Consider the following 26,965-nt stretch of genomic DNA (forward strand, 5'->3'; position numbering starts at 1 on the left):
GTAATACCAAATGCTATTAATATTGCTTTAAGTTGCTTTCGTGAATCTTCAGCTTTTAGCCTTTTTTCTTCTTCATATTCGTCAATTTTAAATTCAGATATTGTTATTTGTTTTTCTTGTGTATTTTCCATGTTGTAACTCATAATATCATTAGTTTTTAGTAACATAGAAATCAATTTTATTATCAACTAAAAAGCACTTCTTGATTACTAAGTTGCTGCTATAACCTACATATTTTAAAAGTTTATAAGATTAGCTCTATTTTAATGATGGAGTTTAGCATCATTCTTGAGTGGAAATAGGATATATAGGATATATAAGTAATAACAGCGAGTCAATAACTTTGAATATTAGTTGTAAATTAGAGTCTTATATAACTGGTGATTTTATTTGTACTGCGAGCTTAAACTCAACATACATACATTATGTATGCTGCGGTTCAGTTCACAGTTAAGTGTTAATGAAAGGATCCATCTTTATTAGCTGGTTGTTTGCAAGAGGTCTATTATATCATAAGTTTGTTGAAGCAAAATATGCAGAATCATCTCCTAATACTAGGCTTTCTTAAGATAGCACAATTCAAGGAAATAAAAAAATTCTTGCCTATATTATTTTTAATAATTGTTTTATCTTGACTGTAATCTTTTACTGTTGGTACCTTCTACAATAATCCGCTTTATTTTTATATAGTTTAAAACTAGTAATTTAAACAATAAGGAATTATAAATAGCTTTCAAAAATATGTTAAGCCTTTTGACAAGTTTTACAATAAAAAGTACTTCGTCCTGAATGCCTTGTCTTAAGGATAGTATTAGGGCAGCTTAAACATTTTTGTCCTTCTCTGCCGTAAACCATAAGTTGTTGAGTAAAATAACCTGGCCTACTATCGCTGCTTACAAAATCTTTAAGAGTAGTACCACCAGCGATTATTGCTTTAGATAAAACATTCTGAATAGCTATAATTAAGCGTCTTATTTCATGATCATTTAAATCGCTACCTAATTTATCAGGATAAATTTTAGCTAAATGAAGGCTTTCAGAAGCATAAATATTGCCAACTCCTACTACAATTTTATTATCAATAAGTAAGTTTTTTATCGGTACTTTTCTAATAATTAATTTGCTTTTTAAATATTCAGGTGTTAATAAATCTGATAAAGGCTCTGGTGCTAGATTATAAAAAAGTTCTTTTTCTAAGTTATTAGTCTTGAAGCTATAAATCATACCAAATCGTCTTGTGTCATTAAAAACTAATTTTTCACCAGTACTTAAATTAAAAACCACATGATCATGTTTTTGAGTGTTATAATTAGCAAGTTGTAAAGTAAATCTACCACTCATGCCTAAATGAATGACTAAAGAATGATCATTACTAAAATCGATAATTAAATATTTTGCACGACGCCTAACGTTCAGTATATTTACATTTAAGATGTCTATAGCTAAATACGGAGATAATTTATAACGTAAATTATCTCTTTTTAATTCTACATTTTCTATAATAAGCCCAATTAGTTTATCTTTAAGAGAGTTTTTAAGTGTTTCTATTTCAGGAAGTTCTGGCATTTTATAGTTTTTACTATTATTTTAAGACATATTATACTTTAATAAACTTATGAAACAAACAAATTTTGGCTTTAAAAAAGTACACTATACTGAAAAACAATGGTTAGTAAATAATGTTTTTTCTCGAGTAGCAGATAAGTATGATTTAATGAACGACTTAATGAGTTTTGGAATACATCGTTTATGGAAAGAAGAATTTATACGGCAAATTCCAAATCTTAGTTCAAATATATTAGATGTTGCAAGTGGTAGCGGTGATATTGCTTTACGACTTGCTAAAAAAGCACGAGAGAGAAATAATAATATTTCTTTAACTTTATGTGATGTTAATGAAGCAATGCTAAAGCAAGCTAAGAAGAAAGCAATTAATCTTAATTTATTTCAGAATTTTCAATTTACCATAGCAAATGCTGAAGAATTACCGTTTTTAGATAATAGTTTTAATTATTATACTATAGCTTTTGGTATTAGAAATGTACCTAATATTAATAAAGCATTAAAAGAAGCTTACCGAGTTCTAAAACCGATGGGTAAGTTTATATGTCTTGAGTTCTCAAAAGTAAAAGAAAATTGCTTAAAAGATTTTTATAAATTTTATTCATTTAATGTTATCCCTAAAATCGGTCAAGTAATTACTAATAATAAAGAAGCATATGAGTATTTAGCGCAAAGTATTGAGCTATTTCCTTCACAAGATGATTTTAGAATAATGATCAAAGATGTTGGTTTTGAAGAAGTTAGTTATAAAAATTTAAGTAGCGGAATTGTTGCTATTCATAGTGCATATAAGTTATGATGAATAATTTTTTAAATTTAATACGTATTTTCCGTATTATTAGTAAAAAACGAATTTTAATTGATGTTAGAGTCCCAAAATATTTTAGGTTTATTGGTTATGTATTAGCGTTATTTTTTGCTCCATTGTCGTTAATAAAAAAATCACCTGAAGAGTATGGCAGACGCTTAATAGCTTGTTTAACAAGACTTGGACCTATTTATATAAAATTTGGACAAACACTTTCTACAAGACCAGATTTAGTAGGAACAAAAATAACAGATCATCTAAAATTATTACAAGATAAACTACCACCATTTGATAGTAAAATAGCTAAGGAAATAATAGAGAAAGAATTTAACAAAGAATGTCGTTCTTGCATTTTATGTCATTCCCATGAACATAAGAAGCCAGAACAAAAATTATTGGATTCTTGCTTACACAGTAATGACATAGGAGAAAGTGAGAATAATATAGAAAGTAGAAATGCAAATACTCTCTTCTCATATTTTGAAGCTACTCCTATAGCAGCTGCTTCGATTTCACAAGTGCATAAAGCACGCCTAATAACAGGTGAATATGTAGCAGTAAAAATTCTACGTCCAGATATTCATAAAAAATATAATCGAGATATTAAACTACTATATTTTATTGCAAAAATCGTCTCAAACTTTTCTAAAGTGAAGAGATTAAAGCCTATAAGTATAGTTGATAAGTTTCATGAAACTATGAAGTTTGAACTTGATTTGCGATTAGAAGCAGCAGCAGCTTCTGAGCTTACAGATAATATGCATCATGATCACAATGTAATAATTCCTAAAATATATTGGTGTTTAACCTCTGAAAATATATTAACTACAGAGTGGCTAGATGGAGTCTCTATATATAATACTTTATTATTAAGGAAAATGGGGTTAGATTTCTCAAAAATAGCTCAAAATTTTGCTGTAGTGTTCTTTAACCAAGCTTATAGAGATGGCTTTTTTCATGCTGATCTACATGCAGGAAATATTTTGGTAAATAAGCAAGGTAAAATAATTCTGCTTGATTTCGGTATTATGGGAAGGTTGAAAGAAAAAGATCGACTAGCAGTTGCTGAAAGCTTATTTGGCTTTTTAAAACGTGATTATAAATTAGTTGCAAAAATACATTTAAAAGCAGGTTATATTCCATCAAACACTGATTTAGATTTGTTTGCTCAGAGCTGTAGAGCATTTACTGAACCTGTTGTAGGTATACCGACTAAAAATATTTCAATAGGCAAGTTACTTGCACATTTATTTAAAATAACTAAAGATTTTGGTATGGAAGTACAACCTGAATTATTGTTATTACAAAAAACTTTAATAATGGTTGAAGGAATAGGTAGACAATTAGACGAGAACATTAACATGTGGCAGCTTGCTGAACCATGGATTAAAAAATGGGCAGTAAAAAATCTAAGCCCAGAAGCTAAATTATTACGATTAATAAAACATTATTTAAATAAATTAGATCAAAAATTTGATATATAGAAATAAATTTAGTAATTTATACATATTTATACATATGGATTTTTAGTTCTTGCATAAATAAATCTTATAGGAACACCTGGCATATCAAAAGCTTCACGCAAGTTGTTTACTAAATATCTTGTATAATTATGAGTAATTTTTTCTGGATTATTAGAAAATAGCTTAAAAGTAGGTGGGCGAGTTTTAGTCTGAGTCATATATTTTATACGTACCCTCTTACCGCCTTTTTGTAGCGGTAGAGGATGTGCTTCTGTAGTAAATCTAAGCCATTCATTTAATTTACTTGTTGTTATTTTCTTATTCCAAATTTTATAAATTTTAAGACTAGCATCTACTACATTTTTTATTTGTTGTTTATTTAATGCCGAAATAAATATTACTGGTGCGTTCTTAATTTGAGGTAAGTGAGTATTGATTTGATAATAAAACTCTTCTTGGAATGCTTCTTTTTCTGATTCTTGAACTAAATCCCATTTATTAACTACTATAACAATACTTCTGCCTTCATTTGCTACATGGCTTGCAATATTTAAATCCTGCTGTTTTAAAGGAGATAAAGCATCGATCATTAAAATTACGGTGTTAGCAAATTTGATACTATTAATAGCGTCTAATGCTGATAATTTTTCGAGTGATTCAGTAATAGTAGATTTCTTACGAAGTCCTGCTGTATCTATTAATTTAATATGATTACCTTTATATTGCCAATCAATTTCAATTGATTCACGAGTAATGCCAGCTTCAGGCCCAGTTAATAACCTTTCATCATTAATAAGAGCATTTATAAAGGTAGATTTTCCAGCATTAGGTCTACCACTAACTACTATTTGTAGACAATTTCCTTTAATTGGATCACTTATGTTTGCTTCTGTAGAATCTTCCTCAGGTAACTTAGCAATAATCTCATTATATAAATCAATTAGTCCTGTGCCATGTTCAGCAGAAATAGCCACCATACTATCAAACCCTAATTGGTAGTATTCTTTTGCAAAATCAAAAGCTTTTTCACATTTATTAATTACCAATATGGTAGGTTTATTATATTTTCTAACAAAGCTACTGAGTAATTTATCATCAGATAATATTCCGCTTCTGCTATCAACTATGAGGCAAATGCAATCTGCCTCAATAATTGCTTTAGTAGTTTGCTCCATCAAACGCTGTCCCATGCTATCATGGTTTTCTTCAAGTCCTGGGGTGTCAATCAGCAAAAATTCAAAAGAACCAATCCTTCCATCAGTATACTTTCTATCTCTAGTAACACCTGGTAGGTCATGAACGATAGCTTTTTTACGTATGCTTAAGCGATTAAAAAGTGTTGATTTACCAACATTTGGGCGCCCTACCAAGGCAATGATTTTTTTAGTCATTATATGTTATTTTAATATATTGTAATAGTTATAAGGACAAGTAATGCACTGATAAAACCTACTATATTTGCTATTATGATAGGTATATTTTTTAGCAAAATACTATATAATAGCCAACTACAAAGAGCAATAGCACTTATAGTAAAAGCAAGCAATGAAACGGATGTGGAAGATTTATAGGTGAAAATATTATAGACTTGTACATAAAACATGAAATTACCGATTACGCCAACAACTGCCATATATTTTTCGTAAAACTTTATGAATTTTGAGGACATATTTTTATTTTTTGAATAAGATTCTGTATTATAGCTTTTGTGCAAAAAATTTCTATATTGTTGCTTGTGGGATAACAAAAAAGAGCCACTAAAAAAAATGCAGGTTGTGTTTAGCTATTCTCTAAAACTAGCAATTACAGGTATATGATCTGAAGGTTTTTCCTTGCTTCTCAAATTATAATCCATATAGCATTTTTCTAAATAGTCAATACTGTTATTACAACCCATTATCATATCAATACGCATACCCTTATTTTGTTCAAAACATCCTGCTCTATAATCCCACCATGAAAATTCTTGCTTGTCAGGATGCATCAATCTGTATAAATCCTCAAAGCCAGAATTTAAAATAGTTCGTAATTTCTTTTGTTCAACATCTGAAAAACAAATAGTGTTAGCAAGTTCTTTAGGTGAATATACATCAATATCAAACGGTGCAATATTAAAATCACCGCCAACAATAGTTTTTTCATCAAAAGATTTTTTAGTTGCTAAGTAATTAATAAGACTATCATAAAATGCTAATTTTGCTGCAAATTTATCACTACCGACAGATGAACCATTAGGAGCATAGAGAGAGATTACATTACAGAACCCAATAGGTAACGATACTTTTATTTCTAAGAATCTAGCTTGGGCAGAACAATGATTATTAGGAAAGTCTTTAATTATTTCATCTGCAGGAAATTTTGAAATAACAGCAATACCATTATATGATTTTTGTCCATGAACATAAAAATTATATGGTAAATCAGATAACTCATTGAAAGGAAACTTATCGGTTTCACACTTTATTTCTTGTAATAATAAAATATCAGGATTTTCATTAGATAAAAAATCACGCAGTAAATTAAGTCGCATTTTTATAGAGTTTATATTCCAAGTAGCTATCTTCATTTTTATTGTGCCATTTCATTTATTACTTTATTATAACGAAATAACCACTCAAGAAAACCAAAATAATCAGTTAAGAGATTAGTAATAAATATTATGAAAATTATTATATACAAATTGCACAATCTGACAAAACACCTGCTTAATTACGAACTACTTTAATTTCTCCATCAAAAAATTTAATATTGAAAATTTTTTCATTTGTAGCAGTAATTTTAGAAGATAAAAAATTGCCTGCTTCTCCTTTAACTATAGCAAAACCACGTTTTAATACATTATGATAATCAAGACTTGTGAGTAAAGTACTACTTAATTCTAGTTTATACTCAAAATTTTTTAAAGTGTTATTTGTCAATTTTGCTAGGTAAGCAGTTTTGTGTGTTAACTCCAATGTTTTATAGATAATTATTTTATTAGGGTTAATTCTTTCTTTAGAAAAAGATTTAAGTTTTGTTTCTTGTAGGTTAATAAAACATGGTAAAGCATCTAGTAGATTAAATCCTATTTCATCAAGTAATTGCTGTTTATGATTTATATAATGAGTAAGATATTTATGTATTTTATCATAGTTTGTAATATTTTGTTCATAACTCTTAATTGATTGTCTTATGTTATTTAATAATACTTTTTCATAAGATTGCAAAGTATCATTTAAAATAGATCTCAGTGGTACAGCGAATTCAGCAGCAGCGGTTGGAGTTGGTGCCCTTTTATCAGCTGCTAAATCTATTAAAGTATAATCTACTTCGTGACCTACTGCTGAAATAATAGGAATTTTTGAATTATAAGTAGCACGTACTAATATTTCATCATTAAATGACCAAAGATCCTCTATCGAGCCGCCGCCTCTAGCAACAATTATAACATTTGGCCTGCTTGCTTCTTCTAAGTTATTAAAACCTTCAATTGCTTCTGCAATTTCATTACCAGAATTTTCTCCTTGTACACTCACAGGCCATACTATTATATGGGTCGGAAAACGTTCACGGATTCGGTGTATAATGTCTTTTATAACAGCACCAGTTATTGAAGTTATAACGCCTATTTTATTAGGTAGAAAAGGTATAGGGATACGTTGCTTATTAAATAAACCTTCTTTTTCTAAATAAGCTTTACGTTCATTTAGAATTTGTAGCATAGCACCAAGCCCAGCTGGCTGAATATTATCTACTGATAATTGATAACGTGAATTACCCGCATAGCTTGAGAGCTTGCCACTAATTACTACTTCCATACCATCATTTAGCGGAAATTTAATTTTAGTAAGGATAGGGCGCCAACAAGTACAAGCTAAAATAGTAGTATTTTCTTTTAAGTTAAAATAAGCATGTCCTGAGCTTGCTATTTTAAAACCTGAAATTTCTCCTTTTACATTAATATAACCAAAATTATTTTCTAATAATTCTTTAATTTTATTAGAAATCTCAATAACAGAAAATTCTTTAGTTGCGTGACTCATAATATAAGGTGTCTAACATTTTTATAACATGTGTTTAATTATACTTCATTTCTGGCGCCATGCAATAAAGCTTCATGCAGGTGCAAGTGATATAAGAGTTATATAGTTATTTTTATGTAAGACTATTAATGCTTCTAAGTAGAAGACATTGTGTAGCTTTCTTAAAGAGCAAGCATAATTTTTATTATTTGCTATATTAATAATAGCTTGTTATTATTTTGTAATATAAATTACTTATATCATATAAATGCTGCTGCGAATAATATATTTTTTTATTATCGTAATCTCTTCTTTCGTAAGTTCTGCAAGTGTACTTAAGTATAATAAAAGCGTGAAAATAAATAATCTAATTGCTGATTTTGTAGAATATAATGCAAGTCAGAAATTCATATATGCTAAAGGTAATCTAAAGATTATTACGGATGATTATTTATTAACGGCAGATAACTTACTTTATGATGTAGAAAATGATATTTTGTGGGCAGAAGGTAATGTTAGAATTAAAGATAAACAAAATAGAATTATTATAGGTAATAAAGTAATTTTAAAAGAAGAACTTAAAAAAGGTGTAATATCTGAATTTATTTTATTTTTTGGTGATAATAATCTTTTCATTGCTAAGCTGGCAGAAAGGATAGATGAAAATCATACTAGGCTTTATCATGCTGAATTTACCCCTTGTGATGTGAATTGTAATAAAAAACCTTTGTGGCAAGTCGCTGCTAAGGAGACATATGTTCATTTTGATGAGCATAAAATAGTATATAGAAATGTATTTTTTGAAGTATATGGATTACCGGTTTTTTTCTTACCATATTTTTTCCATCCAACGCCTAAAGCGCCTGCAGCTTCAGGGTTATTAGTACCTGACATCAAAAATAAAGGACTTGGAATTCCTATATATTTACGTGTAAAACCTAATATTGATTTTACTTTAACACCAAGAATTTTTAATAAATATCAAACTTTTGAATTAGAAGCACATTATCGCCCAAATGATACAGATCATATAAATTTTGTAGGTAGTTATGGTAAATTACCTTATTTTTTAGAAAGAGATGGAGTACTTGTAAAAGATAAAAAATTCTCTTCTTATCACTATATTGCAAGTGGTAATTTTATCAATAGTAGTGAAGTTTATGATTATGGTTTTAAAGTAGAACATACATCTGATAAAGCATATTTAAAAAATTATTATAATAACTATGCTTCATATTTAACTTCTAAGATATTCTTAAATAAAATTCATAATGCTGATTATTTTTCAGCTGAAGGATTAAGTTTTCAAGGGCTTGGGGTTAATGATAGTAAATATACTGATCCATTAGTATTACCTAAAATCAATATGAAAAATGTGATAAACTTAAATGACAGTAATGATAGTCTTATTATTATTGAAAATAATACGTTAATGTATAAAGAAAGAATAGGAAAACAAGTTACTAGGACTTCTTTACAATTATCTATTTTTCATAAGTTTATAAATTCCTCAGGACAAATTTTTGATTTTGCTGCTAAAGATAGAAGTGATTTTTATCTTACTCGTCATGTTTATTTAGATAAGCCAAGAGAAAGTAAATCATTTCAAAGAAATATACCGGAATTACAGACTGTATGGCATTATCCATTAGTAGGTAATATAACAAAAACGATAAATTTATTTATTGAACCAGTAGTTTCTTTTACTATAGGACGTAACTTATCTATTAAAGATAAAAAATTTATTATAATTGATCCTGCTAAATATGAATTATCAGAAAAAAACATCTTTTTATCCAATCGCTATAGCGGTATTGACTGCCATGATTTTGGTAATAGGTTAGATTATGGTTTCAATATTAGTTTTGCCAAAGAAAGAAATTATTTAAGGTTATTTTTAGGACAATCGCGTAACACAAAATATAGTATTAATCTGCCTGATAATACTGAAAATATTGGTAAAATTTTAGGAAATTTCGCTAATAACCTAGAACTATTTTATAGTTTTCGAAAAGATAGGTATTTTAGACCTATTCGTGATGAGGTAGGAGGAAATTTAAACTATAATAAAATTAATTTTGCTGGAAGTTTTATTCAGCTTGCAAATCTTAGGAAATATTATAGTTTAGAAAGTATAAAGGTTTCAAATAATAGAGTAAGACAATTTTATGGAGATTTAAATTATCAGTTAGCAGAAAATTGGTCAGTTGGTCTTGGTGGACGTATTGATTTTTCAAAACGATCACCAAATTTACTTACTAGAACTATTAGAGTGACATATGTTAAAGATTGTGCTAGAATCACTGCAAGGGTTTATTCTGATTATTTAGTTGATAAGAGTAGGGGAATTAAAAAAACTACGTCTTCACCAACGATTTCTATCGGTTTAAAAGTGTTAAATATGTGAGTCTAAAAAATATGAAAAGATTATTACTTATAGTTGGTGTTGTTTTTATTTTTAATATAGTAGCGCAAGCACAGCAAGCAAATATAATAGCGTCTGTAAATGATGAGCCTATTACTCTTAATGAGTTTCGTGCTAGAAAAAAAATGATTATGGTATTAAATAATATTGAAACTATAACACCAGTTCAGGATAAGCGGCTAAGTGATTTAGCAATCAAGAGCTTGATTGATGATTCTTTACTTTTTCAATATGCTGGCGATAAAGAAATTTCACAAGAAGAGATAGATAATGCTATTAAGTCTATTGAGAAACGTAATAAAATGCCTACAGCCTCGCTTCTACAGTATCTAAGAAGCAGATCAGTTGATGTGAAGAGTTTTATTTCTCAAATTAAATCTGAACTGATTAAAATAAATATTTTATCAGGTTTATCAAGGTCAGTACAATTAAGTATTAAAGAAATAGATACAGCGATTTTATCTAGTGATCAAAAAAATGTCAAAATTTCAATGCAAGTGTTTACTTCTAAAGATAAAAATAGTAAAACATTTACCAAGATGAATAGTTTAAAAAATCGATTAAAAAAATGTGCAGATGTAAAAAGATCCCTTTACGATCATTTTGCTACTATGCGTTTTGTTAATGATAAGCTTAGTAATATAGAAGGTGTAAAGCAAACCATTATAAAAGATTTAAATCCTGGTAAAGTAAGTAATGTTTTCGAAGTAAATAATAAATTTGAAATAGTATTAGTCTGTACTAAAGAGATCTTAAATTTTAATGAAGATGAAAATAATTATATAGTAAACTTTCTAACAAATAAAAAGGTTTCACAAAAAGCGCAAAAATTGTTAGAAAATATGCGTAAAAAAGCATCCATAAAAATAATGCTACCGTCTTATTAAAGAGCCATGTTACCTATTATCAGCGTCTCTAGGTATCTCAGAAAATAACCTGTGGTGTAATGTATCGTATAGATTATATGCTACAGGTTTGGCATTATTATATCATTCTCAAGAAAGTTAGAATCTAGTAAATAAGTACAAGAAATTTATTTTTTATGCTTTTGTTCTATTTATAGTTTTTATACTGCATTTAAGCATGTTTATTCTAGATTTCTGCTTACACAGGAATGACATGAACGTTTCTTTCAATATCATGTGATAATATTACATATTTATGTTACCTTCAATTGCAAAACATGCTGCATCTTATCAAATTAACCCTCTTAAAAAACATGGACAGAATTTCATTTTTGACAGCAGTTTATGTGATAAAATTGTACGTGCAAGTAACCTTGAAGAAAACAGCAAAGTGTTAGAAGTAGGACCAGGTGCCGGAGGACTAACTAGGTCAATATTGCATAAAAATCCTAAATCCTTAACTGTTATAGAAACAGATGAAAGATGTATCCCATTGCTTAATGAGATTAAAAAATATTATCCTAATCTAAGTATTATTAAGCAGGATGCTCTTAAAATAAAATTAGGCGATTTAGGTTATGATAAAGTAACTATAATTTCTAATTTACCATATCATATAGGTACTGAGTTAGTAATTAGATGGCTAAAGGAATCTCAGTTAATTACTAGCATGACTTTGATGTTACAAAAAGAAGTAGTAGAAAGAATTTGTGCTACATCTTCAACTAAAGCATATGGCAGGTTATCAGTAATATGCAGGTTAATAGCAAAAGTAGAAAAATGCTTTGATGTAGCACCAACAGCTTTTTATCCATCTCCTAAAATATATTCAGCAATAGTTAAATTAACACCTTTAGAAAATTCACCATCTATTACCTTAATAAATAAAGTTGAGCAAATAACTAAGTTAGCATTTGCAGGGCGACGCAAAATGATTAAATCATCATTAAAAAATCTTGTACCTAATATAAATGAAGTCCTAACTCAACTAAAAATCAATGATAATTATCGTGCTGAAAATCTTACCCCTCAAGATTATTTAGGATTAGCTACTTTATATATTATGAACTGATCTTAACCATAGTTGTTTATTACTATATGAATATTATTTTCTACTGTGATATATTATAATTATATCAGTGTTGTAAGATTGTAATTCACCATTAGGATAGAAATTTAGGATAAGGAAGAAAGTGAGAAGAGAAACAATAAGAGATTTATAAAGATAGTAGGTTAAGTTATATAGTGTTTTGATTTTAGAATATGTACTCAATAATGAAGAAAAGTATAAAATATATTTTATACTTTCTGTAAAGTACATAAAGAATGAGAACAACAAAACCAACATATAGAAAGTCTTAGAGAACAGGAAATTAAAAGCTTTGAGTGTTATTAATTAAGGATATATCTAAAGATTTATTTAATGACTTATATTCTTATGGATTACGTTTATTTACGGGGGATATGGCAAAAGATGAAAATCATTTGTTATATAAGTTTTATTATGGAATATTATGAAAAAGATCTTTAATTGGATCTACAATGTTCTAAAAAGTCTATGGATTTTTTAGAGCACTCGATTACCTAAGAACTTTTAAATCCTTCTTGCGTTAATGCTTATAATATTTTAACTAATATTTAAAACTCTTGCTGAACTTCTATCTATGTTTATCCTTGATTTATGTTTTAAGGCTAAGTAATGATCAAATGTATTGTAGACTATAAACTTTAGATTGACTTTATAGGTTTTTGGCTAATAGTACTTAGCTGTGTTAGTCCAAACATCTTTTTCTGCATTCTCTTTATAAATACTACTTCCTCACATCATTATAAATGATAAAAAGTAAACTAGTTTTTATTAAAGCAGAAATTTAATTTATAGAAAATAATAGAATCATTAAGAAGTAATTGTATTATTATGTAACAAGGTTAGGGCTCTGGTTTAAGAAAATATTATTGCGAGTAGGTCACACAGCTAGTTATCTATAAAATAATCAATTTTGTAATATTTTTTTCTAGATTGTTTCATCGAAACTTAAAATTTCTCCTCACAATGATGTTTTCAAGTAAACTATGCAATAATGCTTCGTTTTCATGAGAATAAAAAATTATATCTATTTAAATTTATTTGAATCTATCAATTGATCAAGAGTAAAATTTTTGTTAATTCTTTCTTAATTTATACACTTTTTTGTCTTTAATAAATCAAAAGCTGCTAGTATAGGACTCTTTTTCTAAATAACTCCTACGTATAGGTTGATAGGTTGATACGTCCTCTGATCGCATTTATACTATAAAAACCATTTACATCTGTACGACTATAATTTGACTCTCTATACTAGAGTTTATATACTATACATTAAATTTTAGGATTAGTTATTTTCTTAATACAAGACAGCAAATAATGAGAATGAGCTTAAAGTTTGTTAAAATTTTTTAATAAACTCTTGAGGCTATCCTTATAAATTGTATTCTTAAACATATATCTTTTATTATTTGTAGGCAATATTCTTTTAATAAAACTTAAAAATCAATTCTTTTTAATAAAGAGCTAGGCTTAAAAGTATACCAACATAATTATTGGCTCTGAACCTTATCAAACAATTGGTAGGATTTTGAATATCAAGAGTTGCTATTTGTAATATTAATAAAATTAGTGCAGATAAAATTGGTAGATAGTCAATATTATAGTTAGCTATCTTTGTAGATAAAATAAATAATAATATAAATCCTATATAAAATATATAAAGCCAAAACTTATAAGATTTATTTTCTAAATAAATACTCAAAGATTTGACTCCTATTTTTTTATCATCTTTTATATCCATATATCCATATATTGTATCATATCCGATTGCCCAAGAGCAGCATGCTAAATACATAGTAATTACCACTATATCAAGTTTATCTTGAATTGCCGCATAAGCTATTAATGCCCCTAGCTTAAATGTAAAACCCATAAATATTTGTGGGAAGTAAGTAATACGTTTCATTAGTGGGTATATACTAATCATGATTACAGCAAAAAAACCTATATATATGGCTGTTTGACTCAAAGATAGTAAGATAAGAAGCGAGATAATGCCAAGAATGAATACTATTATAATAGCATAAGAAACAGGCAAAGAACCACTCGCTAATGGACGTTCTTTTGTTCTTGTTACATGCTTATCAAATTTGCTGTCAAATAGATCATTAATAATACACCCGCCACTTCTAGTTGTTATAGCGCCTAGAATAAATAATGGTAGTAGATGAATTAATTCTGCTTTAGATGGATTTGCAAGAAGTAACCCAAACAAAGCGGGGAAAAAAACTAGCAAATAAGCTACAGGTTTATCTGCACGCATTAATTTTAAAGTTAATAAGAATTTATTAAGCATTTTTATATAAAATTTAAATATAATTATCATCGCAAGTATACAGAATATTTTATATCAATTAAGATAAAATTACATCAGCAGAATAAAAGTGCTAGATTCTTATAGTCAAAAAATTAAAACACAACTTGTTGTAAAAATAATAAAATGACTAATCCAATAGCGGTTCAATTTCTAGAACATTATTTACCTAATAATTTTAAAGAGTTTAGTAGATTTATCAAAAATAACAGACGAAAGTTACATATGGGCATCTTTAAAGAAGAAATATAGCGATATATCATATGTAATTGTAATAAAAATCACAGTAAAGTGTACTAATAGAGTCTCAATCAACTATTGATGATTGAACAGCTTTATGATTATAGAAATATACATTACTATTACATGAAAGATATAAAAAGAGTAAAAATAAACTACTATTAGTTTATAACTTAATTACTATATAATAGTAAGAATGAAACTGTAAAGAAAAAACATAATAAGAATGTTTAAGTATATGCTTAAACATATATTAGCATGATATAATTACACTTTAGGAGAAATTTCTAACAGAGTTTAAACATGTTATAATATTAGAAGAGAAAGAGGTTATTTTATCTTAAGTTATTTTTATAATGATATATAAATTACCAGAACAACGGTAGTATTGGCTAAGCATTTATCACTGCAATAAAAGGAGAATATTATAAAGATTGTAGCAGAAAAATATATAAATTAAGATTTAACAAGGTATTCAAATAGAAAAAACTGAAGGTATAGGAATTGGATAATATAACGAAGTGATAATTATAGCAAAAAAGTTTACTCAGGACTTTAATGTTCCTATCATTCATTGTCAAACTCACTGGTCTTTAAAAAAATTTTTATTTGCTCGCTTTTAAAGATGATGGCCTTATAGTAAAAAGCAGCAAGGTGGTATATTAAATTAAATAAATTTGAAAGGTTTTATAATAGCTTAAACTTTTATCAGCTTTATTAGATAAGAAAATTTTTAATCACATTACAGAGTTTGCTAAAATTAATAATGAATCATTATCCAAGACAGCTATAGACCAGCGTATAAGTAACATCAAACTAGAAAAAGATAACACATTCGCCAAACCTTACTGATAAAAGAGTAAACAATACTAAAAAGTTGGTTAGCCATCTAGATCTAGAAGCTTGGCAATAACGATATTGTAACTAAGATCAAGTCATATCTAAAGATATTTCTAAGTTTTTCTTATTTAGTAAGCTTTAAATAAAACTTAATATTAAAAAAAGTTGCTGCCCAATTGCTATAGTCTTAGGATTAGAGATTATAAATGAGTATTAAAGGTGCAGTAACATTACACCTGGAATACAAAAATTTATATGTTTTATTTTGGTTTAAGACTACTATTCTTCATTTACTTAGGAGTATAAATTCAGTAATTTAGCATCATAAAGATTGTTATAATCAAATATGACATTTATAATGATATTTTTAATAATTAAAAAACTTATGAAAGAGTTTCCGAAAAATTATAATTTTACTGAAAATGAAAAGAAATGGCAAAAAATTTGGCAAGAAAAACAGATTTATGTCTATGAACAAAATATAGCTAAAGAAGAAACTTTTGTAGTAGATACGCCACCACCTACTGTTTCAGGGAAACTACATATCGGGCATGTCTACAGCTATACACAAACTGACTTTATCGTACGCTTTCAGCGCATGATAGGTAAAAATATCTTCTACCCTATGGGGTTTGATGATAATGGTCTGCCAACTGAGCGTCTTGTTGAGAAGCAAAGACAGATCAAAGCCTATAATATGAGTAGAGAAGAATTTATTAAGATTTGTAAGGAAGTGGTGGCTAGCGAAGAAGAGAAATTTAGAAGTTTGTTTAACAAAATAGCCTTATCAGTTGATTGGAATTTAGAGTATCAAACCATCAGCTCTCTATCTCGTAAAATATCACAAATGTCTTTTCTTGATTTAGTTAGAAAAGGAGAGGTTTATCGTGATAATCAGCCAATTTTGTGGGATTCGGTAGATGCTACTGCCCTTGCACACGCTGATGTTGAGGATATAGAGCAAACCTCTTTTATGAATTACATAACTTTTAGAACTGAAAATAATGCTAATCTTACTATAGCAACCACAAGACCAGAACTACTACCTGCTTGTGTTGCTGTGTTTTATCATCCAGATGATCAACGCTATAAGCATTTAGTAGGGAAATTTGCTATTACGCCACTTTTAAATACTAAAGTTCCATTAATTGCTGATTCTTTAGTGCAACAAGATAAGGGTACAGGACTTGTAATGTGTTGTACATTTGGTGACCAAACAGATATTACTTGGTGGAAGATACATAATTTACCTTTAAAAGTAATTCTTACTAAGAAAGGTACAATAAATTTCCCTCATGATATTGCTATAGATGGTTTAAAAATTAAGGAAGCTAGAGAGAAAATCACCAATATATTAAAAGAGCAGAAATTGCTTATTAAGCAAGAAGAAATTACTCATACTGTTAAATGTGCTGAGCGATCAGGTGCACCACTTGAGGTATTAACTGTACCACAATGGTTTGTAAAAACGATAGATCATAAAGAAGCATTGCTAAAAAGAACAAACGAATTAATTTGGCATCCTAAAAATATGAAAATCAGGCTAAAGAATTGGATTAATTCTATAAGCTGGGATTGGTGCATAAGCCGCCAGCGTTATTTTGGTGTACCATTCCCTGTTTGGTACTCTAAGCGAGCTGGTGAAGAAGGTAAAATTTTATATGCTGATATTTCTCAGTTACCAGTTGATCCATTAAAAGATTTACCATTTGGCTATAGCAGTGATGAAGTGGAGCCAGATTTAGATGTTATGGATACTTGGGCGACAAGCTCTGTTTCACCACAGCTTTCAACTCATAGCATTTCTGATAATTTTGCAGCTAATAAAGATAGGCATAGCAAATTATTCCCGATGGATTTAAGACCACAGGCACATGAAATCATTAGAACTTGGGCATTTTATACTATTCTTAAAGCTCATTTACACCAAAATACTTTGCCATGGAAAAATATCATGATCAGTGGTTGGTGTCTTGCTGAAGACCGCAGTAAAATGTCAAAATCTAAGGGCAATATTTTAGTGCCTGAAAAATTACTTGAGCAATATGGCTCTGATATAATTCGTTATTGGTCGGCAAATTCAAAGCTAGGCAGCGATACAGCTTACTCAGAAGACATAATGAAAAATGGCAAAAGACTTGTAAATAAATTATGGAATGCTGCTAAGTTTATCTTTATCCATTTTGATAAGTTATCAAGTGAAGATAAAAAAGCGAATCTTTTAGATGTTAAAGAAAAAATCACTAATGATTTTGATAAATGGATGATTAATAAGTTAGTATGGTTAGTGAAAGGCGTTACATCTGAACTACAAAATTATGAATATGCAAATGCTATGCATCTAACAGAAAAATTTTTTTGGTCAATATTTTGTGATAATTATTTAGAGATTAGCAAGGCTAGGGTTTATGATGAAGAATACAAAAATCCAAGAGGGCAATATAGTGCAATATTAACTTTATATCATGTTATGCAGACATTACTGAAACTATTTGCACCGTTTATGCCGCATATTACTGAAGAGATATATCAAATATTATATAGTAATAAGGATTCTATCCATATAAAAGGTTCTTGGGTTGATTATGGTGATTTATATTATAATATAGATACAAAACAAGCGGAAGGATTGCTTAAAGTTCTAGATGAGGTACGAAAATTTAAAGCCGAGAAAACACTATCAGTAAAAGCTCCGATAAAACTAATTGAAATCACAGGGCTCAAATTATCTGAAGAATTAACGATTGATTTAAAGAACGTCACTTCAGCTAAAGAAATACAATGTAAGTTTCAAGGTGATAAAATACAAGTTCATATTATTCTTTAAAAAAAATTTTAGATTTAATTATTATCATTGCTAGCACATTTTTTATTCTTATATATTTGAGCATAGTCGCAATATAAAGATGTTAACCGATGAACAAGTTTAAAAATATAGAATTAAATAAGAAAATAGCCTTTATGAGCAATAAGATTCTTAGTAAGAATAATATAACTTATTAGATATATGGCAGCACACTACTTAGAACCATTAAGCATTAAGGAATTGCTTTTAACAATGATTTAGATATCAGTATTTATGCGTGTACAAAAATATATTTACAACAAAATAATACACACCAGAAAGTGTGTTTAGATATTTTTATTTTCTATAAAGAGCAAAATAATTTTACAACCTAACTACCAGCACAAATATTCAAATGATTTTTTTATGATGATCAATTGTATCTTGAATAGTTTTTGCAGGGCTAATATGATTAGGATCATGAATATTTCTAGTAAATAAACCACATTAGTAATTAAGAATAAAGGTTATTTACTTTTTTGTAGGAAGGTACTTTCTAACCAGGCTAAATATAACCATTGTTATCTTCATGTAGTATTGTTTGCCTTAAATAAATCATAGTTCATAAACAAACCCAGTAGTAGCTCTATTATAAAAGAGAGTAACTCATATGTAGTATTAAACCGGAAATATTACTTTAGCTTAAATCAGACATATTAATCTTATTAACATTTATTTTGTATTTTCCTTTCAAAAGCTTAACATAAATAATAAATAGTTTTTGTTAATAACTACTTATGATGCATTTTGGTTGAAGTCTACTATATACTGTTTTTTTAATAAAAACCATATTTCATAATATTTTTAAAATATCAATTCCTTAAATTACTCTTTAATAAATATGATTCACTATTCATTTCATTTAGTCTTGATATAGTGCGCTTAAATTCTTTGCTCCGAGTAGGCCCTTGATATATTTTCTCAGGGCTATTTTGCAGACTCATAAATAGTAGAATTTTATAGAAATAAGCATTATCGATGAAATTAATAAATCTAACTACCGTGTTTATATCATCAGGTGAGATAACAAGAACATCTTGAACTATAATAATGTTAAAATTTTGACAAATATTGACATAGTCAATATAGCTAAGCTCTCTTTTAAATAATTCATTGTAGTCAGTTATTAATATTTTTTTATGAACTTTCTGAAATGATATTTCTCTACCTAAAACTTTAATATTTTGAGGAGAAAGATTATTATTGCTAATATCTGTAATAATTTTTTTAAGTTTGTTTTGATTTACAAGTGTTAAAGGAAAAATAATCCGTTCTTCTTTAACACTTAAGGTTTTATCAAATCGATAATCATAATGATTATCAAGATATTTAATATAAAATTTACTATTGATTTTATTTATAAAAGGTAAAAAAGATGCACGCTGTAGTCCATCTTTATAAAGATTATCAGGTCTTGTATTAGATGTGATAAAAATAAAAATATTTTGTTTTATTAATTCACTAAATAATCTACCAATTATCATTGCATCAGTAATATCTTTTATTTCAAATTCATCTATTCCAACTACTTTAACTTTTTTAGCATAATTTTTAGCAATCTTAGGGATAATATTACTTTGATTTTTGTTCTGTAGCTTATACATCAATTTATGTATTTCCTGCATAAAATTTTGATAATGAATAATTGCATTATCTATATTTAGCGCCTCAAAGAATGCTTGCATGAACATGGTTTTACCTGTACCTACCGGACCATATAAATAAATCCCATTTTTTAGATTATTCTTGCTAAATACCTGCAGTAATTTTCTAGGCCTATTAAGTTCTAAAACGATGTCATTTAGCTCTTGTGATAAAGCTACTTGTTTTATGTCTAATGTTAATGAAGTAGGTAGTTTTAAAATCATCCAAAAATCTAGTTTATTATATTTTTTTCTAAAATCAGTAAATATAGTTTAACTCTTTATAAAGACTTTTTTGCATACTCATAGTTGTATGATATGTAAGGTATCATTACAATAATCAAAGATTTTACACTATGTTTTTTCATTATCAATAATACTAAATTGAAACGCTTTATTTATAACATTTTTGGAGTAGTAATATCAATTTTCATAGCTAAATATTTTCTTGATTACCTTCCAAAAAAGTTCTATGACAAATTCAAATTGTTGAGTAGATGCATCTAAAAGATATATTCACTTTATCTACTTTAGATCATTTTTTTTGTTGATTATAATTTGTGTTATTCATCTTTTGTTGTATTTGGACATAAAATAGTCATATTAATATCAGCACATTCATTATTATCTCCTAATGTATAGCCAAAAAGCCCAATTTCCTTTATAAAAAGCAATTTAGTTAGGTTTGTTAAAAAAGAATATGGAATGGGATTATTTATATCTTTCTATATAAAAGTGTTGCGTCCCCGTAGCTAAAAAAGCGTATTTTCTCCTTTATAGCATATTTATATAGTTCATGCATCTCTTTAAAACCGGCGAAAGCGCATACAAGCATAAATAAGGTGGATTTTGGAAAATGAAAGTTAGTAAGTAACATATCGACTACTTGAAATTTAAAGCCTGGAGTAATAAAAATATCAGTTTCAAATTCACCTGGTTTTATTGTACCACCTATACAAAAACTCTCAAGTGTTCTAAGTGTTGTAGTACCGACTGCTATAATATATCGGCCTTCTTGTCTTGCTTTATTTATGATAACAGCATTTTCTTGATTAATAGAGCAATATTCCTTATGCATTTTATGTTCATTAATATTTTCAGTTTTGACTGGTATAAAAGTTCCTGCACCGACATGCAGAGTTAAAAATGCAATTTGTACTCCTTTTGCACTAAGTTTATCAATTATCTCATTTGTAAAATGTAGACCAGCAGTTGGTGCTGCAACTGATCCTTCAACACTACTATAAATAGTTTGGTAACGCTCGTTGTCGTTTCTTTGTGCTTCAGAGCGTTTTATATAAAGCGGCAGTGGGATTTCACCATATTTATCTAAGAACTCAAATATAGAAATATTATCAAGCTCAAATTTTATTATAATCTTACCCATTGCGAATTTTTCAGTAATAATTACTTTGTGATTATCAAAATAAAACTCATCTCCTAAGTAAAGCTTGCGAGCAGGTTTTGCAAAAGCTGACCAATAATTATCTGATATTTTTTTATTTAAATTTATGGTAACTTTTTCTCCTAAATTTAATTTAGCTTTTACCACTTTACTGTTATTAAAAACTAACAAGTCACCTTCATGTAAGTAATCTATTATATTGTAAAATTTAGTTTTAATAACATTTTCTTTCTGTGCTATTAATAGATTTGAATTATCTCTCTTATCTTCAGGTTTTTGTGCAATTAATTCAGGTGGTAGCTCAAAGTCAAAATTGGATAATTTCATAAAATTCATATTATTAATCCTTTTATTTGCGAGTTCCATAATTTTTGATATAGCTTACTATTTTGTAATAATTCTGTGTGGCTACCATCATCAATTATACTTCCTTTTTCAAAAACTAAAATTCTGTCCATATTTAGTAAAGTAGATAATCTATGAGCAATAACTATTACAGTTTTATTGTTCATTAGATAATTCATTGAGTCTTGAATTAGTTTTTCTGTTTCACTATCCAAACTACTCGTTGCTTCATCAAGAATTAAAATAGGAGCATTTTTCAAGATAGCTCTTGCTATGATAATTCTTTGACGCTGGCCACCTGATAAGTTATTCCCACGTTCCCCACATATAGTATCATACCCTTCTGGTAAATTATCAATAACATCATGAATATGTGCAGATTTTGCTGCTTCTATAACTTCTTCAAGAGAAGCTTCTTTTTTCCCATATCTGATATTTTCTAAAATAGTACGATGAAAAAGTATAGGTTCTTGTGGTATAAGACTAATAGCTTTTCTAAGAGAATCTTGAGTAACATTTTTAATATTTTGATTATCTATTAAAATCATTCCTTCTTCTATATCATGCAATCTAGTAAGCAAACTAATAAAGGTTGTTTTTCCTGAGCCCGAAAATCCAACTAACCCTACCTTTTGTTTACTTGGTATTAATACTGATTTATTCCGGAATAGTTTGTTATTGTGATGGTAATTAAATGTAACATTTCTAAATTCAATAATACCGTCTTTTATATCTAAAGGAGTAGCATTGTCAATATCTGTTATAATATGCGGCGCCATTAGAGATAAACCTTGATTAAATGCACCAACTTGCTCAAACATATCACCGATTTCTTGTGTTAAATCCCAAATAGCATCTGCTACATTTATACATAATGTTAGCACTAATACACAATCACCTATACTTATAGATAGCTCACTACGAAGTATTGATAAGTAATAAATCATTACAAAAATCATTATTGAACAAGATGTGCCAAGAGCATAGCGCAATTTAAACATAAAAAATTGCATAGTTTGTTCGTCAGCTACAGCATTTGCTACTCTTATTTCTAAGTGCTGACGTTCAAATTTATGTGCAGTAAACATTCTAACCGCATTAATATTGCTAATTGCATCTACGATACTACCAGCAACAAAAGATTGGCTTCTAGCATAGTTTAATGAATATATATTGATTTTACCTGAGAAAAGGACGCTAAGACCTACAAAAATGGTAATCCACAAAATAAATATTGTGGCAAATACATAATGCACTGAATATAAAGCAACTAATGCAAAAGTAATAATAGCTAGTTTGCGAATAATTTTTTCTCCAAATATTGAGATAATCATCTCAAATGATCTTGCAGTTTCAGTGATACGATTACTAATGTGACCAGCTAGATTATCTTGAAAGAATTTATGACTATGGTATTGTGTATAATTATAAAGTTCATTTAATATTTTTCCTTTTATTATGGGCATAGTCTTTAGATATAAATAATCATATGAGCGATATGCTATGTTAAGTCCTTCCCACCAAAGGGTATAAAATATTGCCCAATAAATCATTAAAGATAAAAGGTTATGTGCGTTCTCATCGCTGAAAGATTCAATTAAATCGATGATTTTCTGAAGTAATATACTATCAACTGCCGGAATCATACCAAATAGAATACAGCTTGCAGTTAACAAAATAATTTTAATTTTATCAAATTTTAAAAAATAGATACCTAAGCTAAGTGTTGATTTGGATAAAGTAGGGTATTTTACCACAATAATGTACCTCGATATGTTTCTAAAAAAGCAGTATATTGAACTTAATTATTCTATAAAAATATATCTAAAAATATTAAATTTATTTAAAAATAATAAACAAGCCTTGCTTCTTACCCTAAATAATGTTACAAAATTCAGAGAATAAATTCAAAATCATTAGAAATGCAAGAGAAAGAGTTATCTAATAATTTTTTAGAAGAACAAGAAAAATCCAAGGAGGATGATTCTCCATTCTTTGATGTAAAATATATTTGCCAAGCAAGCTTGTTAATTACGGACTCTATCCGTAAAGGTTATGATGTAACACAATTGTCTAATGGTGATATTAATGTTACAGAGGTAAGAATAGTAAATGTTCATTATAATTGGAACTCAGAAAAAGGAAAATTTGTTAAAACTAATCAAATAGAGTTTAATAATAGCAAAAGTTGCTAATTAAATCAAATACTGAAATTAATTTATTATTTTTTAACTTCTGTCAATTAATGTAGTTGATATTGTCATACATAGTATGATATGATTTATGTATCTGTTATCATATGTAAAAGTGAATGATATAACAGAAATAATACGTAACTTTAGAAATTACTTTTTAAATATTTAAGTACAAATGGAATTTGATCAAGTATTCTTATCAAGAATTCAGTTTGCCTTTACCATAAGCTTTCATATAATATTTCCTACTTTTACTATAGGACTTGCAAGCTTTTTAGCAGTAATTGAAGGGTTATGGTTAAAAACAAAAAGACAAATCTATCAAGAAATATACAAATTCTGGGTGAAGATTTTTTCTGTTACTTTTAGTATGGGAGTAGTTTCAGGTGTAGTGATGTCTTATCAATTCGGTACTAATTGGTCACATTTTTCAGATAAGGTTGGAAACGTACTTGGACCGCTGCTTGGCTTTGAAGTGTTTACAGCTTTTTTTCTTGAGTCTTCTTTTTTAGGTATAATGTTATTTGGCTTTAATAAAGTCAGTAAAAGAGCACATTTTATTTCTACTTTAATAGTCGCTATTGGTACTATAATCTCAGCTTTTTGGATACTTGCAGCTAATAGCTGGATGCACACACCAGCTGGTTTCGAATTGCAAGATGACGGATTTTTCTATCCATTAAATTGGCTTCAAATTATCTTTAATCCTTCTTTTCCATATCGTTTCTTTCATATGATTACAGCAGCTTATTTAACTACTTCTTTTGTTATTGGTGGTGTAGGAAGTTTCTATTTGTTGCATAACCGCTATAAAGAGCATGCTAAGATTATGCTTTTTATGGCAGTGTTGATGGCGCTAATCGTTGCACCTATTCAGATATTTATCGGTGATCAGCACGGTTTGAACACTCTTAAATATCAGCCGATTAAGGTTTCAGCTATGGAAGGTGTTTGGAATACTGAAAGGGGTGCAGCATTTAATCTTATTGGTTTTCCTGATCAGGAAGATGAAATAACAAAATATGCTATAGCAATACCGTATGCTAGTAGTTTAATCTTAACTCACAGTATTAACGGTGAAGTAAAAGGGCTAAAAGAATGGTCAAAAGATGAGCGTCCGCCTGTTGCAATTGTATTTTTTAGTTTCCATATTATGGTAGGAATTGGTTTCTTAATGGTATTTACAGGTATTGCTGGGTTATATCTTTATTTGAAGAAAAGATTATATACTACTCGTTGGTTTCAATATTGGTATATATTAATGTCACCTTCCGGTTTTATAGCAGTACTTGCTGGTTGGTTTGTGACTGAGGTCGGTAGACAGCCTTACATAGTGTATAATATTTTAAAAACAATAGATATGGTATCACCAGTACTTGGCAAACATGTATTTATTTCTCTAGTTGCTTTTGTAGTAGTGTATGCACTAATTTTTGGGGCAGGCATATATTACATAATGCACTTAATCAAGAAAGGAATAGAGATAATAGATTATAAAGAAACATATAGTAAATTTGGCTTAAATAGTCCATTACTAGAAAGATAATAATAATAAGCTTATGATAAATTTTGCTTCTTATATAGATTTGCCGTTTGTTTGGGGAGGTTTAATTGCTACTGCTATTTGTTTATATGTTTTATTAGATGGATTTGATTTAGGAGTAGGAATCTTATTTCCATTTGCACCTACTGATGATTGTCGTCATAAAATGATCAATTCTATTGCTCCTTTTTGGGATGGTAACGAAACTTGGTTAGTACTTGGCGGTGGAGGCTTATTTGCAGCTTTTCCACTTGCATATTCGCTGTTAATGCCAGCTTTATACGTTCCTATCACATTAATGTTATTTGGTCTAATATTTCGTGGTGTAGCTTTTGAATTCCGGTTTAAATCTCCTATAGGTCATCGTTATGTTTGGGATTATGCTTTTCATTTTGGTTCAATAGTTGCTGCTTTTTGTCAAGGCTTGATGCTTGGTACATTTGTACAAGGAATAGAAGTAAATGGGCGTGAGTTTGTAGGTAATACTTTTGATTTTCTTACTCCTTTTTCTATAATGACAGGTATAGCATTAATATTTGGTTATGCGCTCTTGGGTACTACTTGGCTTATTATGAAAACAGAAAAAGAAACACAAGATTGGGCTTATAAATCCACTCTTTATATTTTATTTTATGTCGCACTTTTTATGGGGCTTGTTAGCTTATGTGTTCCTTTCTTAAACAACCAAATACGTCATCGTTGGTTTAGTATACCAAATATTTATTATTTATCGATTATTCCTATTTTAATAGCTGTAATATTTATTAAATTAATTAAAGCTGTTATGCATAAAAAAGAAGTAAAGCCCTTTATTTGTACAATTTTATTGTTTCTATTAGGATATTTAGGACTTGCTATAAGTATATGGCCATATATTGTTCCTTATAAAGTTACGCTTGCAGAAGCAGCAGCTGCTGAGCCATCACAATCTTTACTATTAATAGGTGCAGGAATATTTTTGCCTGTAATATTTAGCTATACTTTTTATTGTTATTATATATTCCGTGGCAAATCATCTCATCATCCTCTATATTAGACTATATCGTAAGTTGATTAAAATAATATCTTGCTTAAATGGTAGGCAATGGTTTATTATTTTGTGGTTTAGCGGATTATTATCTACATTACTTTTAACCTATGTAGTTAAATTAGTGTTTTCGATGATAGGGGGCATAGGAATGTAGAATTTAAATGTAATCGCGGTTTAATCCACTACTATATAAACATTTTATGACATAGCTTTATGTCATTTCTTCATATGCTGGGTTCTATTGCATAGTTTGGAACATTCCTTTGTTATACTGTGGTGTCTAAAAAATAACTTAATAAAATTAAGTTATTTT

At 28.4% G+C, this 26,965-nt stretch carries 19 protein-coding genes; 10 read left to right on the forward strand and 9 right to left on the reverse strand.

Annotated elements, in window-relative coordinates; translation table 11 throughout:
• Window positions 1–744 precede the first annotated feature (744 nt).
• Window positions 745–1,566 carry a bifunctional DNA-formamidopyrimidine glycosylase/DNA-(apurinic or apyrimidinic site) lyase gene (gene mutM / locus AC27F4_RS02370; protein WP_487061726.1) on the reverse strand — a complete coding sequence of 274 codons (822 nt, stop codon included), beginning with the start codon at window positions 1,564–1,566 and terminating at the stop codon, window positions 745–747.
• Between the two features lie 49 nt (window positions 1,567–1,615).
• Between mutM and ubiE the strand changes: the two genes are divergently transcribed.
• Window positions 1,616–2,362 (forward strand): bifunctional demethylmenaquinone methyltransferase/2-methoxy-6-polyprenyl-1,4-benzoquinol methylase UbiE, encoded by a 747-nt coding sequence (ubiE, locus tag AC27F4_RS02375; RefSeq protein ID WP_487061728.1) that lies wholly within the window; start codon window positions 1,616–1,618, stop codon window positions 2,360–2,362.
• Window positions 2,362–3,855, forward strand: coding sequence for a 2-polyprenylphenol 6-hydroxylase (gene ubiB, locus AC27F4_RS02380; protein WP_487061730.1), 1,494 nt, complete (start codon window positions 2,362–2,364; stop codon window positions 3,853–3,855). The genes ubiE and ubiB overlap by 1 nt, the downstream gene beginning before the upstream one ends.
• A 26-nt stretch (window positions 3,856–3,881) precedes the next feature.
• Here ubiB and der read toward each other — a convergent pair whose 3' ends face one another.
• The 4 genes from der to xseA form a co-directional block, all read right to left on the reverse strand.
• Entirely contained in the window at window positions 3,882–5,225 is a 1,344-nt protein-coding gene (gene der / locus AC27F4_RS02385; protein ID WP_487061732.1) for a ribosome biogenesis GTPase Der, read from the reverse strand.
• A gap of 11 nt (window positions 5,226–5,236) precedes the next feature.
• A complete protein-coding gene (locus AC27F4_RS02390; protein WP_487061734.1) occupies window positions 5,237–5,503 on the reverse strand; it encodes a hypothetical protein in 267 nt (88 codons plus the stop codon).
• A 114-nt stretch (window positions 5,504–5,617) separates the two neighbouring features.
• Window positions 5,618–6,400: an exodeoxyribonuclease III gene (xth, locus tag AC27F4_RS02395; protein WP_487061736.1), complete on the reverse strand. Its 783-nt coding sequence runs from the start codon at window positions 6,398–6,400 to the stop codon at window positions 5,618–5,620.
• Between the two features lie 139 nt (window positions 6,401–6,539).
• A complete protein-coding gene (gene xseA / locus AC27F4_RS02400) occupies window positions 6,540–7,856 on the reverse strand; it encodes an exodeoxyribonuclease VII large subunit (protein ID WP_487061738.1) in 1,317 nt (438 codons plus the stop codon).
• A gap of 247 nt (window positions 7,857–8,103) precedes the next feature.
• Here xseA and AC27F4_RS02405 point away from each other — a divergent pair, with 247 nt between their 5' ends.
• From AC27F4_RS02405 to rsmA, 3 genes are all read left to right on the forward strand, one after another.
• Window positions 8,104–10,242 carry an LPS-assembly protein LptD gene (locus AC27F4_RS02405; RefSeq protein ID WP_487061740.1) on the forward strand — a complete coding sequence of 713 codons (2,139 nt, stop codon included), beginning with the start codon at window positions 8,104–8,106 and terminating at the stop codon, window positions 10,240–10,242.
• Window positions 10,243–10,253: 11 nt separating this feature from the next.
• Window positions 10,254–11,147: a SurA N-terminal domain-containing protein gene (locus tag AC27F4_RS02410; protein WP_487061742.1), complete on the forward strand. Its 894-nt coding sequence runs from the start codon at window positions 10,254–10,256 to the stop codon at window positions 11,145–11,147.
• Between the two features lie 274 nt (window positions 11,148–11,421).
• Window positions 11,422–12,237 (forward strand): 16S rRNA (adenine(1518)-N(6)/adenine(1519)-N(6))-dimethyltransferase RsmA, encoded by an 816-nt coding sequence (gene rsmA, locus AC27F4_RS02415; RefSeq protein WP_487061744.1) that lies wholly within the window; start codon window positions 11,422–11,424, stop codon window positions 12,235–12,237.
• A 1,468-nt stretch (window positions 12,238–13,705) separates the two neighbouring features.
• On the opposite strand, the gene ubiA is transcribed toward rsmA, so the two are convergent.
• Window positions 13,706–14,548: a 4-hydroxybenzoate octaprenyltransferase gene (gene ubiA, locus AC27F4_RS02420; RefSeq protein WP_487061857.1), complete on the reverse strand. Its 843-nt coding sequence runs from the start codon at window positions 14,546–14,548 to the stop codon at window positions 13,706–13,708.
• Between the two features lie 144 nt (window positions 14,549–14,692).
• Here ubiA and AC27F4_RS02425 point away from each other — a divergent pair, with 144 nt between their 5' ends.
• Complete coding sequence (locus AC27F4_RS02425; RefSeq protein ID WP_487061746.1) at window positions 14,693–14,818, forward strand: hypothetical protein; 126 nt, start codon at window positions 14,693–14,695, stop codon at window positions 14,816–14,818.
• A 1,213-nt stretch (window positions 14,819–16,031) separates the two neighbouring features.
• On the forward strand, window positions 16,032–18,473 hold the full coding sequence (locus tag AC27F4_RS02430) for a valine--tRNA ligase (protein WP_487061748.1): 2,442 nt from the start codon (window positions 16,032–16,034) through the stop codon (window positions 18,471–18,473).
• An 830-nt stretch (window positions 18,474–19,303) separates the two neighbouring features.
• On the opposite strand, the gene zapE is transcribed toward AC27F4_RS02430, so the two are convergent.
• The 3 genes from zapE to AC27F4_RS02445 form a co-directional block, all read right to left on the reverse strand.
• Window positions 19,304–20,356, reverse strand: a complete 1,053-nt coding sequence (gene zapE, locus AC27F4_RS02435; protein ID WP_487061859.1) for a cell division protein ZapE — start codon at window positions 20,354–20,356, stop codon at window positions 19,304–19,306.
• A 493-nt stretch (window positions 20,357–20,849) separates the two neighbouring features.
• The gene (gene queA / locus AC27F4_RS02440; protein WP_487061861.1) at window positions 20,850–21,866 is read right to left on the reverse strand and encodes a tRNA preQ1(34) S-adenosylmethionine ribosyltransferase-isomerase QueA; all 1,017 of its coding nucleotides are present in this window, start codon (window positions 21,864–21,866) and stop codon (window positions 20,850–20,852) included.
• Window positions 21,867–21,871: 5 nt separating this feature from the next.
• Window positions 21,872–23,641 (reverse strand): ABC transporter ATP-binding protein, encoded by a 1,770-nt coding sequence (locus AC27F4_RS02445; RefSeq protein ID WP_487061750.1) that lies wholly within the window; start codon window positions 23,639–23,641, stop codon window positions 21,872–21,874.
• A 165-nt stretch (window positions 23,642–23,806) separates the two neighbouring features.
• On the opposite strand from AC27F4_RS02445, the gene AC27F4_RS02450 reads away from it, so the two are divergent.
• From AC27F4_RS02450 to cydB, 3 genes are all read left to right on the forward strand, one after another.
• Window positions 23,807–24,079: a DUF2671 domain-containing protein gene (locus AC27F4_RS02450; protein ID WP_487061752.1), complete on the forward strand. Its 273-nt coding sequence runs from the start codon at window positions 23,807–23,809 to the stop codon at window positions 24,077–24,079.
• Window positions 24,080–24,254: 175 nt separating this feature from the next.
• The gene (locus tag AC27F4_RS02455) at window positions 24,255–25,625 is read left to right on the forward strand and encodes a cytochrome ubiquinol oxidase subunit I (RefSeq protein WP_487061754.1); all 1,371 of its coding nucleotides are present in this window, start codon (window positions 24,255–24,257) and stop codon (window positions 25,623–25,625) included.
• A gap of 13 nt (window positions 25,626–25,638) precedes the next feature.
• A complete protein-coding gene (gene cydB, locus AC27F4_RS02460; RefSeq protein WP_487061756.1) occupies window positions 25,639–26,658 on the forward strand; it encodes a cytochrome d ubiquinol oxidase subunit II in 1,020 nt (339 codons plus the stop codon).
• The last annotated feature ends 307 nt before the right edge of the window (window positions 26,659–26,965 follow it).

It is taken from the genome of Candidatus Rickettsia mendelii (assembly GCF_057543435.1).